Source organism: Sphingomonas sorbitolis (assembly GCF_036663875.1).
Classification (GTDB): Bacteria; Pseudomonadota; Alphaproteobacteria; order Sphingomonadales; family Sphingomonadaceae; genus Sphingomonas.
In genome coordinates, this window is the sequence record NZ_JAXOJS010000002.1 from 778,997 (window position 1) to 792,980 (window position 13,984).

Annotated in this window: 14 protein-coding genes; 9 read left to right on the plus strand and 5 right to left on the minus strand. The window is 65.1% G+C overall.

Annotated features, from left to right (window positions below; all coding sequences use genetic code 11):
- The gene (locus tag U1763_RS08870) at nt 1-339 is read right to left on the minus strand and encodes a flagellar basal body rod protein FlgB (protein WP_277983067.1); all 339 of its coding nucleotides are present in this window, start codon (nt 337-339) and stop codon (nt 1-3) included.
- A 600-nt stretch (nt 340-939) separates the two neighbouring features.
- Here U1763_RS08870 and U1763_RS08875 point away from each other — a divergent pair.
- From U1763_RS08875 to U1763_RS08910, 8 genes are all read left to right on the plus strand, one after another.
- Nucleotides 940-1,614 carry a motility protein A gene (locus U1763_RS08875; protein WP_332754902.1) on the plus strand — a complete coding sequence of 225 codons (675 nt, stop codon included), beginning with the start codon at nt 940-942 and terminating at the stop codon, nt 1,612-1,614.
- Nucleotides 1,611-2,147, plus strand: coding sequence for a hypothetical protein (locus U1763_RS08880; protein WP_332754903.1), 537 nt, complete (start codon nt 1,611-1,613; stop codon nt 2,145-2,147). The genes U1763_RS08875 and U1763_RS08880 overlap by 4 nt, the downstream gene beginning before the upstream one ends.
- Nucleotides 2,144-2,638 (plus strand): flagella basal body P-ring formation protein FlgA, encoded by a 495-nt coding sequence (locus U1763_RS08885; RefSeq protein ID WP_332754904.1) that lies wholly within the window; start codon nt 2,144-2,146, stop codon nt 2,636-2,638. The genes U1763_RS08880 and U1763_RS08885 overlap by 4 nt, the downstream gene beginning before the upstream one ends.
- An 83-nt stretch (nt 2,639-2,721) precedes the next feature.
- Nucleotides 2,722-3,039, plus strand: coding sequence for a flagellar biosynthesis anti-sigma factor FlgM (gene flgM, locus U1763_RS08890; protein WP_332754905.1), 318 nt, complete (start codon nt 2,722-2,724; stop codon nt 3,037-3,039).
- Entirely contained in the window at nt 3,026-3,343 is a 318-nt protein-coding gene (locus U1763_RS08895) for a flagellar protein FlgN (protein WP_332754906.1), read from the plus strand. Before flgM ends, U1763_RS08895 begins: the two co-directional genes overlap by 14 nt.
- Before the next feature lie 185 nt (nt 3,344-3,528).
- Nucleotides 3,529-4,374, plus strand: coding sequence for a lytic transglycosylase domain-containing protein (locus U1763_RS08900; RefSeq protein ID WP_332754907.1), 846 nt, complete (start codon nt 3,529-3,531; stop codon nt 4,372-4,374).
- A gap of 3 nt (nt 4,375-4,377) precedes the next feature.
- On the plus strand, nt 4,378-6,438 hold the full coding sequence (gene flhA / locus U1763_RS08905; RefSeq protein ID WP_332754908.1) for a flagellar biosynthesis protein FlhA: 2,061 nt from the start codon (nt 4,378-4,380) through the stop codon (nt 6,436-6,438).
- On the plus strand, nt 6,435-7,199 hold the full coding sequence (locus U1763_RS08910; protein ID WP_332754909.1) for a FliA/WhiG family RNA polymerase sigma factor: 765 nt from the start codon (nt 6,435-6,437) through the stop codon (nt 7,197-7,199). Before flhA ends, U1763_RS08910 begins: the two co-directional genes overlap by 4 nt.
- 11 nt (nt 7,200-7,210) lie before the next feature.
- Here U1763_RS08910 and U1763_RS08915 read toward each other — a convergent pair whose 3' ends face one another.
- The 4 genes from U1763_RS08915 to U1763_RS08930 form a co-directional block, all read right to left on the minus strand.
- A complete protein-coding gene (locus U1763_RS08915; protein ID WP_332754910.1) occupies nt 7,211-8,197 on the minus strand; it encodes an AraC family transcriptional regulator in 987 nt (328 codons plus the stop codon).
- Nucleotides 8,198-8,552: 355 nt separating this feature from the next.
- Nucleotides 8,553-9,119, minus strand: coding sequence for a septal ring lytic transglycosylase RlpA family protein (locus tag U1763_RS08920; protein WP_332754911.1), 567 nt, complete (start codon nt 9,117-9,119; stop codon nt 8,553-8,555).
- Between the two features lie 77 nt (nt 9,120-9,196).
- Nucleotides 9,197-9,865, minus strand: coding sequence for a cell wall hydrolase (locus U1763_RS08925; RefSeq protein ID WP_332754912.1), 669 nt, complete (start codon nt 9,863-9,865; stop codon nt 9,197-9,199).
- A 188-nt stretch (nt 9,866-10,053) separates the two neighbouring features.
- A complete protein-coding gene (locus U1763_RS08930; RefSeq protein WP_132736569.1) occupies nt 10,054-10,605 on the minus strand; it encodes a hypothetical protein in 552 nt (183 codons plus the stop codon).
- 222 nt (nt 10,606-10,827) lie between these two features.
- On the opposite strand from U1763_RS08930, the gene U1763_RS08935 reads away from it, so the two are divergent.
- A complete protein-coding gene (locus U1763_RS08935; RefSeq protein WP_132736572.1) occupies nt 10,828-13,920 on the plus strand; it encodes a TonB-dependent receptor domain-containing protein in 3,093 nt (1,030 codons plus the stop codon).
- Nucleotides 13,921-13,984 lie beyond the last annotated feature (64 nt).

A 13,984-nucleotide genomic window follows, 5' to 3' on the forward strand; every position in this document is an offset into this window, starting at 1 on the left:
TTATTCCCCCTTCAGCGCGCGCGTGATCTGGCCGATCCGCCCGTTCAGAAACGACAGGGTCGTCTGATACTGGACGGCGTTCTCGGCGAACGCGGTCTGCTCCTGGCTCAGCTCGACGGTGTTGCCATCCATCGAGGTCTGCGTCGGCACACGGTATTTGGTCGCGGCGCTGGTGCTGCCATCATTCTCGACGGAGGCGAGCGCCGACTGGAAATCGATGTCGCGCGCCTTGAAGCCGGGCGTCGAGGCGTTGGCGATGTTCGACGCCAGCACACCCATGCGCTGCGAGCGCACCTCGAGTGCCGCCCCATGAACCCCGAAAAGCGTGTCGCCTGACACAAGCCCGTCTCCCGGCGCAACCATTGCGCAACCGGACATAAGCAATGGCCGTGCCAGTTTTTGGTGCGAGGGTGGCGGATGGCGGTTTGCCGGGTGACGGCAAACGGGCGGCAAGGCGAGCGGCAAGCGGTTGCCGGTGTTGCAGGGATGGCCGGCAATCGGGTTGCCGGTTGATATGGTGCCCTATTGAAAGCGGCAAACCGAACTGCCGGCCCGCGCCATCACGATGTTTCCCCGCGAAGGCGGGGACCCAGTCTGTTCCCCCGCCTTCGCGGGAGAATAAGAAGCGGGCGCCGCCGCTCACCCCCTGCCACCACCCCGGCGAAGGCCGGGGCCCAATTGGAGAGGTCGCAGTAATGAAGCGCACCCTCAGTTAGCGACGTCCCCCAATTGGGCCCCGGCCTTCGCCGGGGTGGTGCTTGTGCGGATTGCTCCCGCGCCAAACGCCCGCGCCAGCCACTCCGTCACCCCGGCCCTGTTCCGGGGTCCACCGTTCCACGCATCCGAAGCCATCGACTACGCGGCACGGTGGATGCCGGAACTAGCCCGGCATGACGCTCCAAACCCAATCCGGCACACCCCTTGCATCACCCCACGCACATGATCACGCTCGCCCAACTTCTCGACCCAGCAGCGCTCGCCATCGTCGGTGGCGGCACCGCGCTGGCGGTCATCCTCCGCACCCCGTTCCGCGATCTCGGCCGCGCGCTCGTTGCGGTCACGACGCTCGCCCGCGGTCGGTTCGATGCGGACCCGCTGCTCCAGCAGATCACTGCGCTCGCCCGGATCGCCAAGCGCCACGGCGTGATGGCGCTCGATCGCTCGGTCATTGCCGATGCCGACGTCGCCGCCGCGATAGCCGCGATCGTCGATGGAGCCTCGGCGACAGACGTTTCGACGCTCGTCCAGCACCGCCGCCGTGCCCGCATCGAGCGCCACGTCGCCGCCGCCGACGTCTGGGCCGGCGCTGCCGAGGTCGCCCCCGCGATGGGCATGATCGGCACGCTGATCGGCCTTGCCCAGATGTTCGCGACGATGAGCGATCCCGGTGCGATCGGTGGCGCCATGGCGGTTGCGCTGCTCGCCACGCTGTACGGCGCGCTGTTCGCCAATTTGCTCTTCATGCCGATCGCCAACCGGCTGCGTGCGCAAGGGCGCAACGAAGCGTTCGAGCGCGCCCGCATCGAAGCGCCGCTCGTGGCGCTCGCCGACCGCGAGACGCCGCGGGGCTATGTCGCGCCAAGCTTGGCACCGACCCTGGCTACCGTGGCATGAACGCCAGCGACTATCCCGATGCGCCGACCGGCAAGCCGCTCTGGCTGATCACGCTCGCCGACCTCGCCTTGTTGCTGGTCGGCTTCCTCGTGCTCCTGCAAGCAACCCAGCACATCGGCGGCAAGGATTTGGCAAAGGGTATCCGCGAAGGCTTTGGCGCCAACGATGCCGAGCCCGCGCCGATGCCTGTCGCCGCCGCCGGGATCCTCGATTTCGCGCCCGGCTCGGCGATCCTGCCGACCACGCCCGGCGCGCTCGTCGCCTGGGCGCGGGAAGCGGCACGCGATCCCCGCGTGATGCTCACGGTTACCGGATCCACCGACGGTACGCCAGGCGATATCGATCGCGTCACCGGTAGCGCCGCGATCCTCGCCGCCGACCGCGCGCGCACCGTCGCCGCCGCGCTCGCCGCGGTCGCGCCGTCTCGTGTCGCGATCGTCACCGCCACCAAACCCGGCCGCCGCGCCGCGATCGTCTCCGTCGCCTTTGTCGGCGAACTCCAAACGGGACCAGTTCGAAGGACACCGCAATGATCATCCCGTTCCTGCTCATGGCCGCGAACTTCCAGGATACCGCCGCGCTCGATCGCTCGGTCACCGCGTTTACCGGGCGCCCGATCGGCGCCGAGGGTGGCGCACGCACGCCCGTCGATGTCCGGCTGCGGCTCGCGACCTGCCCGACGGTGTCGCTGTCGTGGCGTACCGAACAGCATGATGCGGTTGTCGTCTCGTGCGAAGGGCCATCATGGCGGATCTTCGTGCCCGTGATCCGGCCGGCGAACGCTCCCGCCGCGATTGCCGCGTCGTTCGTACCCGTGGCCAAGGCCGCGCCGGTCATCAAGCGCGGCGATCCGATCGTGATCGAGGCTGGCACCGAGGGCTTCTCGATCAGCCGCGAAGGCGTCGCGATGGGCGATGCCGCGCCCGGCGGGCGCTTCATGGTCAAGGTGGACGCGACGCGAACGCCGGTCCAGGCGATCGCCGTGGAGGCGGGGCGCGCGACTTTGCCCGGCTGGTCGAACTAAATTTTCGAACAGATTAATTTTGCTAAAGCTTTTCGCGGTGCGGTCGTTTCTTCTCATGTCAGCGCAAACCAGAGGATGCGGACATGGTGGACTCGATCGGTGCGAAGCCGTCAGTAGCAGGAGATCGCTCCGTCGCGCGCGTCGCCGCCGCGACGCCGACGACGCCCGTTCAGGCTCCGGTACAGCCCTCGCCGCAAGCCGCGGCACAGGCGCAAAACCCGGTCCTCTCGGACTCGTTGGCACTGGCCAGGACGATGGCATCGTCGCCGCCGATCAACGCGACGCGCGTTGCCGAGATCAAGAAGGCGATCGCCAGCGGCACCTTCCCCATCCTTCCTGCGACCATCGCCGATCGGCTGATGGCGCTCAGCCTCGCCTGGAATTCCAATGAAGCGGCGTGAAGCCCTGATCCGCGTGATCGACTCGCTGCACGCCGAGATCGCCGCGCTGAAGTCGAACGACGTCGCCAGCCTCGAGCGCGCGACCGCCGACAAGCTTGCCGGCATCGAACAGGTCGCGCTGCTCGGCACCGGCCCCGCCGGCACCGAAATTCGCGAACTGGCCGACGAGGCGAACCGGCTCAACGAGACCTGCCGGATCTACACCAATCTGATGGCGGCAAATGTCCGCCGCCGCCTGCAAACCCTGACCGGCGACGGCGCCATTGCCGGGTATCGGCCTGGGTTGCGGTCAGCGTACGCGTAAGTAGCGCACTTACCCTTCCCCACTCCGTCATCCTGACGAAAGTCAGGATCCAGGGTAACTAAGGACAGCGCTACTTGGCTCTGGGTCCTGACTTTCGTCAGGATGACGCTAGTGGGTGCGGCAACCTCGAAAACTGGCACGCCCCTTGCTGAGTATCCCCTGAACCAGGGGCACCGCACACGGGCATGACCGTCAATCCTATCACTACCGGCCGGATCCAGTCCGCGATCGCGCTTGCGAGCAGCAAGACGGGCGTGGATTTCGACTATCTGCTGGGGCAGGCGAAGCTCGAGAGCGGGCTCAACGCCAATGCCAAGGCCGGCACGTCGAGCGCCTCCGGCCTCTATCAGTTCATCGAACAGAGCTGGCTCTCCGTCGTCAAGAAGCACGGCGCCGAGCACGGCATGGCGTGGGCCGCGAACAGCATCGGCCAGTCGTCGAGCGGCCGCCTCTCGGTCGGCGATGCCGGCACCAAGGCGGCGATCCTCGCGCTCCGCAACGACCCCAACGCCGCCTCGCTGATGGCCGCCGAATACGCCTCGGACAACAAGGCCTCGCTCGAAGGCACGCTGAATCGCCCGGCCTCGGGCACCGACCTCTATATGGCGCACTTCATGGGGCTCGGTGGCGCGACCAAGTTCCTCAAGACGATGCAGGCCAACCCACAGGCGAGCGGCGCCGCGCTCTTCCCGGCCGCGGCACGCGCGAACCACAACGTCTTCTACGATTCGAACAACCAGCCGCGCACGCTGTCGGCGATCTACGACCGGTTCGCCGACAAGCTCGGCGGTGCCGCCGGCGGGGCAAGCGCGACCGCGACGCCCGCCAACTACGCCGCGCAGGCGCTCGACATGAATGGCAGCACGGTCATCACCGGCAACAACGAAAGCGCCGACGACGCACTCGCCTGGGCGACCACGGCGATGAACAAGTTCACCGGCAAGACGACGCAGGCCGCCGCGAGCATCCTGCGCCCGACCCCCGACACCGCGCGGCTCGCGTACATGATGCTCGCACGGTTGGGCGGCTAAGCCATGAACCGCATCCTCTCCAACGCCCGCGCGTCGGTCCTGCCGCTCGCGATCCTGCTGCTCGTGCTCGTCATGGTCGTGCCGATCCCGGCGTTCATGCTCGACATCTTCTTCGTGGCGAACATCGCGATCAGCCTCGCGGTGCTGATGGTCGCCTTGAACGCGCAGAAGCCGCTCGATTTCTCCGCCTTCCCGACCGTCCTCCTGTTCGCCACCCTCTTCCGTCTCGGCCTCAACGTCGCCTCGACCCGCATCGTGCTGGTCCACGGCCACGAGGGCGAGAGCGCGGCGGGTCACGTCATCGAGGCGTTCGGCACGTTCCTGATCGGCGGCGACTACGTCGTCGGCATCTTCGTCTTCGCGATCCTGATGATCATCAACATGATCGTCGTGACCAAGGGCGCCGGCCGCGTGTCCGAAGTCAGCGCGCGTTTCACGCTCGACGCGTTGCCCGGCAAGCAGATGGCGATCGACGCCGACTTGAACGCCGGCCTGATCACCCCCGACGAAGCCAAGGCACGCCGCGTCGAAGTCTCCACCGAAGCCGATTTCTACGGCTCGATGGACGGCTCGTCGAAGTTCGTGAAGGGCGATGCGGTCGCCGCCATGCTGATCCTCGCCGCCAACATCATCGGCGGGCTGATCCTCGGGCCCGTCAGCCACGGCATGACGATCGCGGATGCCGCGCACAATTACATCCTGCTCGCGATCGGCGACGCGCTCGTCGCGCAGCTGCCGAGCCTGATGCTGTCGATCGCCGCCGCCTCGATCGTCACGCGCGTCACCTCCGACAAGGATCTTGCCGGCCAGATCGGCGGCCAGTTCGGTAGCCCACGCACCTGGACGCCGGTCGCGGTCATCCTCGCGCTGCTCGGCATCCTGCCCGGCATGCCGCACATGGTCATCCTGCCCGCCGCGGCGATCGCCGGATTCGCGGCGTGGAAGCTGCGCCAGATCGAGCGCCGCCCAGCCCCCGTCGTTGTCGTCCCCGTCGAGACGATCGACCAGTCGAAGATCGGCTGGGAGGAAGTTACGGATGGCATGCAGGTCAATCTCGACATCGGTTACGGCCTAGTGCCGCTCGCCGACGAGCGTCGTGGCTCGCCGCTGATGGGCCGGATCACCGGCGTCCGCCGCCAGCTGTCGAAGGAACTCGGCTTCGTCGTGCCGCAGGTCCGCGTCCGCGACGACATCAACCTCGCGCCGTACGTCTACCGTATCCTCGTCAACGGCGTCGTCGTCGGCGAGGACACCGTGTCGCCCGACGAGATGCTCGCGCTCGACACCGGCCAGGCGTTCGGCGACCTGTTCGGCAAGAAGGTCAAGGATCCCACCTTCGGGCTCGACGCGACCTGGGTCGATGCGGGCGACGCCGATGCCGCGACCGGTGCGGGCTATCTCGTGGTCGATCCCGGCACGGTGATGGCGACGCACCTCAACCACCTGCTCGGCCAGAACGCATCCGACCTGCTCGGCCAGGACGAAGTGCAGGCGCTGCTCGATGGTCTCAAGGAACGCGCTGCGCAGCTGGTCGCTGCTCTCGCGCCGCTGCCGATCACGACGCTGACGCAGGTGCTGAAAGGCCTGCTCGCGGAGAACGTCCCGCTCAAGGAATTCCGCCGCATCGCCGGCGCGATCGCGGTCGCGGCGCAGCGCACGCAGGACGCCGAGGAGATCATCGAGACGATCCGTCCCGAGCTCGGCGCGCTCATCATCCAGAAACTGTGCGGCGTGCGCGAACCGCTGCGCGTCATGACGTTGGAGGGTCAATTGGAAGGTCTGCTCGGCCAGGCGATGCGCGCCGATCAATCGCGCCGCCACGTCATCGAACCCGATCTCGGCCGCCGCATCGTCGAGGCGCTGCAACGCGCCGCCGAACCGCTGATCGCAGAGGCGAAACCGTTCGCGCTGGTCGTCCAGCCGACCATCCGCATCGCGATCCGCAAGCTGGTGCGGACGTGCCTGCCCGATACGCCGGTGATGTCGTTCTTCGAAGTGCCCGAGGAGAAGGCGGTCGAAGTCGTTGCCGTCATCGGCGCCTCGCAACAGGCGCTCGCGGCATGAGCGCGCTTCCGATGCGCGGTGCGTTCGCCGATGCCCAGCCCTTCACGGGCCAGCCCCTCACCTACCGCCCGCATCAACGCCCCGGCGGCGACGCGGACCAGCTCGTCAAACAGCACCTCCCCCTCGTCCGCCGGATCGCCTGGCACGTCCATGGCAGCATGAGCAGCAGCGTCGAGGTCGAGGACCTGATCCAGGTCGGCCTGGTGGCGCTGGTCGAAGCCGCCGCGAATTTCGACGAACGCGGCATGCCGTTCAAGACCTACCTCATCACCCGCCTACGCGGCAGCATGATCGACGAACTCCGCCGCCAGGCCACGAGCACGCGCGGCGCGATGCGCCGCCGCCGCCAGTATGCCGAGGCGATCTCGACGCTGACCGCCCGCACGGGCAAGGCTCCCGGAGAAGACATGATCGCAGAGCATATCGGCATAACGATCGAGAAACTCCGCACCGACTACGTCACCGCCGACGCGATCCGCTTCGACTCGATCGACGAGATGTATGCGGACGACCTCCCCTGGTTCGCCGACGATACCCCGGATGCATTCGAGCAACTTGCCGACAGCGACCTGCGCGAAGCCCTGATCAAAGCGATCACCGCGCTCCCCGAACGCGAAGCGCAAGTGATCCAGCTCTATTACGTCGAGGAACTCAACCTCGAGGAGATCGGTGAAGTGTTCGGCGTCGGCTCGGCGCGCGTCTGCCAGATCAAGGCATCGGCGCACGCAAAATTGAAGAAGGCGCTAGCTCGCGCGGTTTGAAGACCGGTGCGTTAGATTTCGGGCTGGGCGCGCATGTCGTCATCGCGGTGGGGATGGGAAACGCGCGTGCGCGGGATGCCGTCGTGAAGCGTCGCGGTGGGAGCACCCAAAATCGTCAATCGCGCGCGCAGGCTCGCACGCAGGAAGATCGTCTCCGCCGCAAGAAAGCGCCGCGGCGTGGTGCCGAGGAATGTCCCGGAATCGCGCAGAAAGTGCGATGCATCGAAATAGCTGCTGTCGATCTTGGAATAATCGCCGAGCCCTTCGTCCCTGATCAAGCCGATGAACGATCGCAGGAACCGCGCACGGCGCAGCAACATCTTGGGTGGCATGCCAAAATACCGTGTCGCCACACGTCGCAGCTCGTGCGTCGGCACGCCCAGCCGATCGGCGACATCCTTCATCTCGATCACGCCATCGGTGATCGTCAGCGCGGTGAACGCGCGGATCAACGGCTCACGCGGATTCTGGACCGCGAACAGCGGCGCGAGCATGTCGTCGAGCAGCGGCTTGATCGACGCTTCGTCGTCAAGCACGTCGAGCCCCTCGCGCAGCCGCTCGACGAAGTCCGCCCCAAGTAGCGTGCTCGCCGGGACGATCCGATTGTGAAAATCGCTGGCATGCCGCTGCGTCATGCGCGCCCAGCCGAGCGCACTGATACCAATCCCCACCGCGATCCCGCCATGCGTCACGGTGCGGAACGCACGACTGGTCGGTCCATAGAGACTGACGGGATCGAGCGGACCGAACCGATGATTGCCGAGCGATACGGTGATCGGGCCGGCATCGAGCACGATCGAGAGCATCGGCGGCGACGGCAGATACCAGTTGACCATCGCGTCGCAACTTTCGGCCGCATAGATCGCGTAGCCGGTAATACATTCGGCAAGCGTCCGGTCGGGCGCGGCATAGCGGACGTGAAGCCCGGGCGGCATATCCAACGCCGATGCGGACAGGCCCCGCGCCTGCGTTCCGCCGCCAAATTGTTCTGCCTTCATTCATCAGGCCTTAACATAGATTGTGGTGCCTTATTGTGTGCGGTTCGCACAGTGCAACGCGACTGGCAATTAAAACACGCGGATCAGGCACTTGCCGGTAAGATTTTGGATAAATCCGGCACTTCCCCACCTTTCATAAGATCATCAACGAAGGAGGATCACCATGACTTCAGCGCGGTAGATCCCCTCTATGCGGCAGGTGCGAAAGATTAGATACGCTATCGTTTCGATACTACCGCTTGACCCTTCGCGATATCCCCGCCCCCACTGCTTGCATGTGCCGCCCTGACCTCGCGGTGCTGCCGCGGAAAAAGGCTTTCCCGATGTAAAGAGCAGCGCTGCGCGACGAACCGGTTTAGAAGCCTGCGGCAGTGAGTTGCGATCGCAGATTGAGCCGCTCGCGTTCGGAAATCGGCGGGAGTGCACGCGCGGATTTTCCCTTGCGCAGGCGTTCGCGGTCGGCCTCGCTCGGTTCGACGCGACGCACGCGCACGGCGGCGGGACCGGCAGACCGCACGCCGAGACCGACCGCGGCACCGCGCGAAAGGTCGATGATCCGCGCACGGCCGACAAACGGACCGCGGTCGTTGATCCGCACGATGATCCGTCGCCCGGTATCAAGCGCGGTTACCTCGACATAAGTCGGCAGCGGCAGCGTCGTATGCGCAGCCGTTATCCAATCCGCGCGAAAGCGTTCACCGCTTGCGGTTCGGTTGCCCGACTCCGTTCCGTACCAACTGGCATAACCGAGCACGTCGTAGTGCGGGTCGACGACCGGCACATAGGTGGTGCCCTTGACGCGGTAAGCCGCACCCAGCCCGACGGGGCTGTCGTTGACCGGTCGGAACGTACCGCCAGCGCATCCCGTCATCGCGAACGACAAGCCTGCAACGAACAGCGTGGATCTTGAAAACTTCGGCATGTCGGATCCCGTCGGGTCGGCGCGTGTGGAACGGGGCGTGTGAACAGTACCGCGGCGGCGATGCGGTGCCCCGGCCATCAACGCCGCTGATAGAAGATATGTGAATCGACCGTCGCGACCTTGACGAGCGACGCGCGCCAATAGGGCACCATCCAGTCGGTATGATAGTGCGTTGCCCGACCGACCGGTGCGTAGACATACCCATTCAGGGCGCGACGGGCGGCGCGTCTGGCCTGGTCCCAACCATCATGTTCGGGCCTGCGCACTTGCGAACCATCGCAGGAGAACGAGAACTGGCACCCGGTCTTGCGGTTCGCGCCCTGGTACACGACGCCGCAGACGGTCTTGGGGAAGCCCGCCGCCCCGACGCGATTGAGCACGACCTGGATCACGGCGCGCTGTCCGTCACGATCGTCACCGGCTTCGTACAGCGCCACGGTCGCAAGACATTCGGTCGCCTGTTCGCGTGCCGCAGGGCCACCTTTGAAACGAAACCGCGTCGCAGAACGACGCTTTTCCACCGCAATCGGGACCAGCGCGTTGGATGCGCGGGCCTGCGCCATCGTCAAGCGCTGTGGGCGCCGCAGATCGATCGTCGCCGCGGGCCAGGGCAGGTCGGTCAACGTGCCGAAGATCGCCGCGGCCACCACCGCGACCCCGAGCAACAGCAGCCATTGTTCCGACGACGCGCCTTGCCGCGATCCCCGAGCCCGCAAGTGCGAGAATTGCGCGCGTCGCTTCGTCATCCCGTCCCTGTACCGGGGAAGAGAATTCAGGCCAACGGTGAAGCCATGGAGCACCTGTCATCGCGCAAAACTCGGACGGACTGCGTCCTTGCCGAGATTGTGTCCGATGATCTCGCGCGCAGCCGGCTAGGTCATCGGCGATGTCGCCACCCCACGCCGAGCCTAGCGTCTCGTCACCAGCATCGGTGTCACCGTTGCCGTTTGACGAGAATGGGCCGTTCACCGGCAATCGTCGCCCTGAAGCCGCCGAACCCCGACTGTTTGACGACGATCGCGGTGCCGGGCCGAGGCTGAAGCGTCAGGGGCTCGATCGTTTCCCAGACCGTGTTGTTAGCCAACTGCAACGAGTAGCGCGCATAACTTGAAGGCTTCACGCTTGCGATGGTCGTACGCACCTCGGTGACTTTCGTAAGCCGGTCCGCCTCACCGCCGCCCAGGGGGCTCTGCGCTGCATCGGCGAGCCCGAACCGCTGGCGTTTGCGCTCGATCACCTTGCCGCGGTCCAACGCTAAAAGGTTGCCGGATTTGCGCGCGCTGGCAATTTGTCCGGCCGCGCTATCGAAGCAGGCCAACCGCGCAGCGTCGGCGGCGATCACCTGGCAGTTTGCCAGCGTATCCAACGTCTTGGACGAATCCGACCCCGACTGCGCCCCAGATTGCGCCAGAGCCGGCCCTCCCGCGACGAGACCCATCGCCGCCAGTGCTGGAATAGAGAAGCGAATGACTTCAAAACGACGCATGTGACAACCCCTGCAAACGTGCATCGAGGGTTTATGTCCTCTCGATAGCCCTGGCGATATTATGTTGCGGTAATGTCACGCTAGCGACGCAAACGAAATTTCGAAAGGACCGAATCGATTATATCCGTTGCAGTGCGACACGATCGGCCGATAATTCACGTCATGACCGGAAATTCTCCGGAGCTAATGCACGGCCAAACGCCGGCACATTAAGGGGTTAATATGAAATCTGCTGCGCGCACTCACCTGCTTGCGACCACGCTGCTCATGGGAGCGGCCTCGCTCGCCACGCCGGCATTCGCGCAGGTCCAGGGTGACAATTCGGGCATCCGCGCCGGCGGCGCGACTGCAACCCAAGAGACGACCCCGGGCGCCAACGCGCAGGGCGAAGTCGGCATGACGACGTCGGAAGCTGCGCCGACCACCGAGAACAGCTCGGGCGACATCGTCGTCACCGGCTCGCTCATCAAGAACCCGGCGCTGATCGCTTCGTCGCCGGTCCAGGTGATCGGCCAGGAGGAAATCAAGCTCCGCCAGTCGAACACCGCGGAAGACATTCTGCGTACCCTGCCAGGCGCGGTTCCGAGCATCGGTTCGGCCGTGAACAACGGCAACGGGGGCGCATCGTTCGTCGATCTTCGCGGCCTCGGTTCGTTCCGTAACGTCGTCCTGATCGACGGCAACCGGATCGCGCCAGCGGGTCTTGTTGGCCGGGTCGATCTCAACAACATTCCGCTCGCGCTCGTCGAGCGCGTCGACACGCTGACCGGCGGTGCTGCCACCACCTACGGCGCCGACGCCGTGTCCGGTGTCGTTAACTTCATCACCCGGTCGGATTTCTCGGGTCTCGACGCATCGGTGTCGAACCAGATCACCGAGCGTGGCGATGGCGCGTATTTCCGCGGCGACATCACGATCGGCGCGAACTTCGACGACGGTCGCGGCAACGCGGTGTTCTCGGTCGGTTATCAGCAGTCCGACCCTGTTTATCAGGGTGATCGCAGCTATTCGATCAACAACATCGACTCGTTCAGCGGCGGGCTCAGCGGCTCGGGCACGACCGTTCCCTCGGTCTTCACGCTTGGTGGCCGTCGCCAGATCAACCCGACGACGGGTTCGCTGACGTCCACGGTGACCCCGTTCAACTTCAACCCGTACAACATCTTCCAGACGCCGTTCGAGCGTTTCAACATGTACGGCGCGGGTCATTACGACGTCTCGGACAACATCGAGGTTTACACCCGCGGCCTGTTCTCGAAGAACACCGTGCAGACGATCATCGCGCCGTCGGGCGTGTTCTCGTCGTCGGTCGTGATCCCGGTGTCCAATCCGTATCTGCCGGTCGGTGCACGTAACCAGTTCTGCGCCGCCACCGCAGCGTCGACGGCCGACTTCAATCCGTATCAGGCCGGCATCCAGTCGCTCAACGCAGCAAACTGCGCCGCAGCCGCTGGCGCAACGACGACGAGCGATCCCAACTATCGCGAATTCACGACGAACCTGTCGCGTCGTACGACCGAAGTCGGTCCGCGTATCTCGAACTTCCAGACGACCATCTTCGATTACCGCGCCGGCGTGAAGCTCGGCATCACCGACGGTATCAAGCTGGACGTTTCGGGCGGCTACGGCGAATCCGAGAACACGCAGACGCTCCAGGGCTACGTCCTGACGTCGCGCGTCCGGTCGGCGGTTTACGCTACCAACACCACGACCTGTCTGACGGGTGCGCCGAATGGCGCGGCGCTGGCAGCAGGCACGGGTTGCGTCCCGCTCAACGTATTCGGTGCCGACGGTTCGATCGCAGCGAACCAGATCCCGTACATCACGGGTGAGAGCACCACGACGGTTCGTACCTCGCTGGCACAGGCCCGTGCGGTTCTGAACGGCGACTTCGGCTTTGCATCGCCGTTCGCTACCGACTCGGTCGGGTTCGCTGCCGGTTCGGAGTATCGCAAGTATCGCGCTTCGCAGCGGTCGGACACGCTCGCCCAGACTGCCGGTGAGCTCGGTGGTGCCGGTGGCGCCGCACCGAACATCGACGGCGGCTACGAGGTGATCGAAGGCTTTGGCGAGCTTATCGCACCGCTGGTCCAGGATCGTCCGTTCTTCCAGAGCCTGACGCTCGAAGCCGGTGTGCGCTACTCGCACTACAAGGTGTTCTCGCCGCTCTCGCCGACCTTCAACACCACCACCTACAAGGGCGGCGGCAGCTGGGAGCCTTTCACCGGCCTGAAGATGCGCGGCACGTACCAGCGTGCGGTTCGTGCACCTAACATCAGCGAGCTGTTCTCGCCGGTGACAACGAACCTGACCAACCTCGCGACCGATCCTTGCGCTGGCGCCGCGCCGACGAGCAACGCTGACCTTCGCGCCGTCTGCCTTGCGCAGGGTGCACCGGCGAGCACCATCGGGCTCATCACCAACCCGACCGGTGGTCAGGCAAACGTGACGTCGGGCGGAAATCTCAACCTGCGCCCGGAAAAGTCGGACAGCTACACGGCAGGTCTCGTGATCCAGCCGACGCAGCTGATCCCCGGCTTCTCCGTCACGGTCGATTACTACAACATCAAGGTGAAGGGCGCAGTGTCGTCGTTCACCCCTGGCGACATCATCTCGTCGTGCTTCGCGGCCGTGTCGGCATCGAGCCCGACCAACCCTGCATGTCTCGCGATCGTTCGTAACCCGGTTACCGGCGGTCTCGACGGCGACGTTGCAACGACGCCAGGCCTGTTGTCGTCGATCTCGAACCTCGGCACGATCAAGACGGACGGTATTGATCTCGGGATCAATTATCGTCGCGACATCGGCTTTGCGAAGCTGGCGCTGTCGTTCCAGGGCAACTGGACGCATGACTCGAAGTTCCAGGCTGCTCCTGGTCTGATCAATCGCGAGTGCACCGGGTATTACTCGATCAACTGCGCATCGATCCAGCCAGAGTTCTACTGGAACACCCGTGCAACGCTGACCTTCGCTGACAATGTCGACGTTTCGGTTCTGTGGCGTCACATCGATGCCACGAAGCAGGAGCCCGATGACGTCGCAAACGGTAGCGGCCCGGCATATTCGGGTGCGTTCAACGGCGACACCGTCGATTTCGGTCGTATCGATGCGTATAACTACCTCGATCTCGCAACCCGGATCGGTGTGGCCGAGAACTTCGACTTCACCGTCACCGTCACGAACCTTCTCGACAAGCAGCCGCCGCTCGTCGGCTCGACCGTCGGGTCGACCAGCTACAACAGCGGCAACACCTATCCGTCGACGTACGACTCGCTGGGTCGTCGCTTCTCGATCGGTGCACGCCTGCACTTCTAGGATCCGCAAAGATCCGGTTTGGAGGGCGGCTCTTCGGAGCCGCCCTTTTTTTTGGGCGGACGCA

What these genes read in the sequence shown, in the direction of transcription:
- U1763_RS08875 (WP_332754902.1), top strand. Translation starts at nt 940, where the DNA reads ATGATCACGCTCGCCCAACTTCTCGACCCAGCAGCGCTCGCCATCGTC.
- U1763_RS08880 (WP_332754903.1), top strand. Translation starts at nt 1,611, where the DNA reads ATGAACGCCAGCGACTATCCCGATGCGCCGACCGGCAAGCCGCTCTGG.
- U1763_RS08885 (WP_332754904.1), top strand. Translation starts at nt 2,144, where the DNA reads ATGATCATCCCGTTCCTGCTCATGGCCGCGAACTTCCAGGATACCGCC.
- flgM (WP_332754905.1), top strand. Translation starts at nt 2,722, where the DNA reads ATGGTGGACTCGATCGGTGCGAAGCCGTCAGTAGCAGGAGATCGCTCC.
- U1763_RS08895 (WP_332754906.1), top strand. Translation starts at nt 3,026, where the DNA reads ATGAAGCGGCGTGAAGCCCTGATCCGCGTGATCGACTCGCTGCACGCC.
- U1763_RS08900 (WP_332754907.1), top strand. Translation starts at nt 3,529, where the DNA reads ATGACCGTCAATCCTATCACTACCGGCCGGATCCAGTCCGCGATCGCG.
- flhA (WP_332754908.1), top strand. Translation starts at nt 4,378, where the DNA reads ATGAACCGCATCCTCTCCAACGCCCGCGCGTCGGTCCTGCCGCTCGCG.
- U1763_RS08910 (WP_332754909.1), top strand. Translation starts at nt 6,435, where the DNA reads ATGAGCGCGCTTCCGATGCGCGGTGCGTTCGCCGATGCCCAGCCCTTC.
- U1763_RS08915 (WP_332754910.1), bottom strand. Translation starts at nt 8,197, where the DNA reads ATGAAGGCAGAACAATTTGGCGGCGGAACGCAGGCGCGGGGCCTGTCC.
- U1763_RS08920 (WP_332754911.1), bottom strand. Translation starts at nt 9,119, where the DNA reads ATGCCGAAGTTTTCAAGATCCACGCTGTTCGTTGCAGGCTTGTCGTTC.
- U1763_RS08925 (WP_332754912.1), bottom strand. Translation starts at nt 9,865, where the DNA reads ATGACGAAGCGACGCGCGCAATTCTCGCACTTGCGGGCTCGGGGATCG.
- U1763_RS08930 (WP_132736569.1), bottom strand. Translation starts at nt 10,605, where the DNA reads ATGCGTCGTTTTGAAGTCATTCGCTTCTCTATTCCAGCACTGGCGGCG.
- U1763_RS08935 (WP_132736572.1), top strand. Translation starts at nt 10,828, where the DNA reads ATGAAATCTGCTGCGCGCACTCACCTGCTTGCGACCACGCTGCTCATG.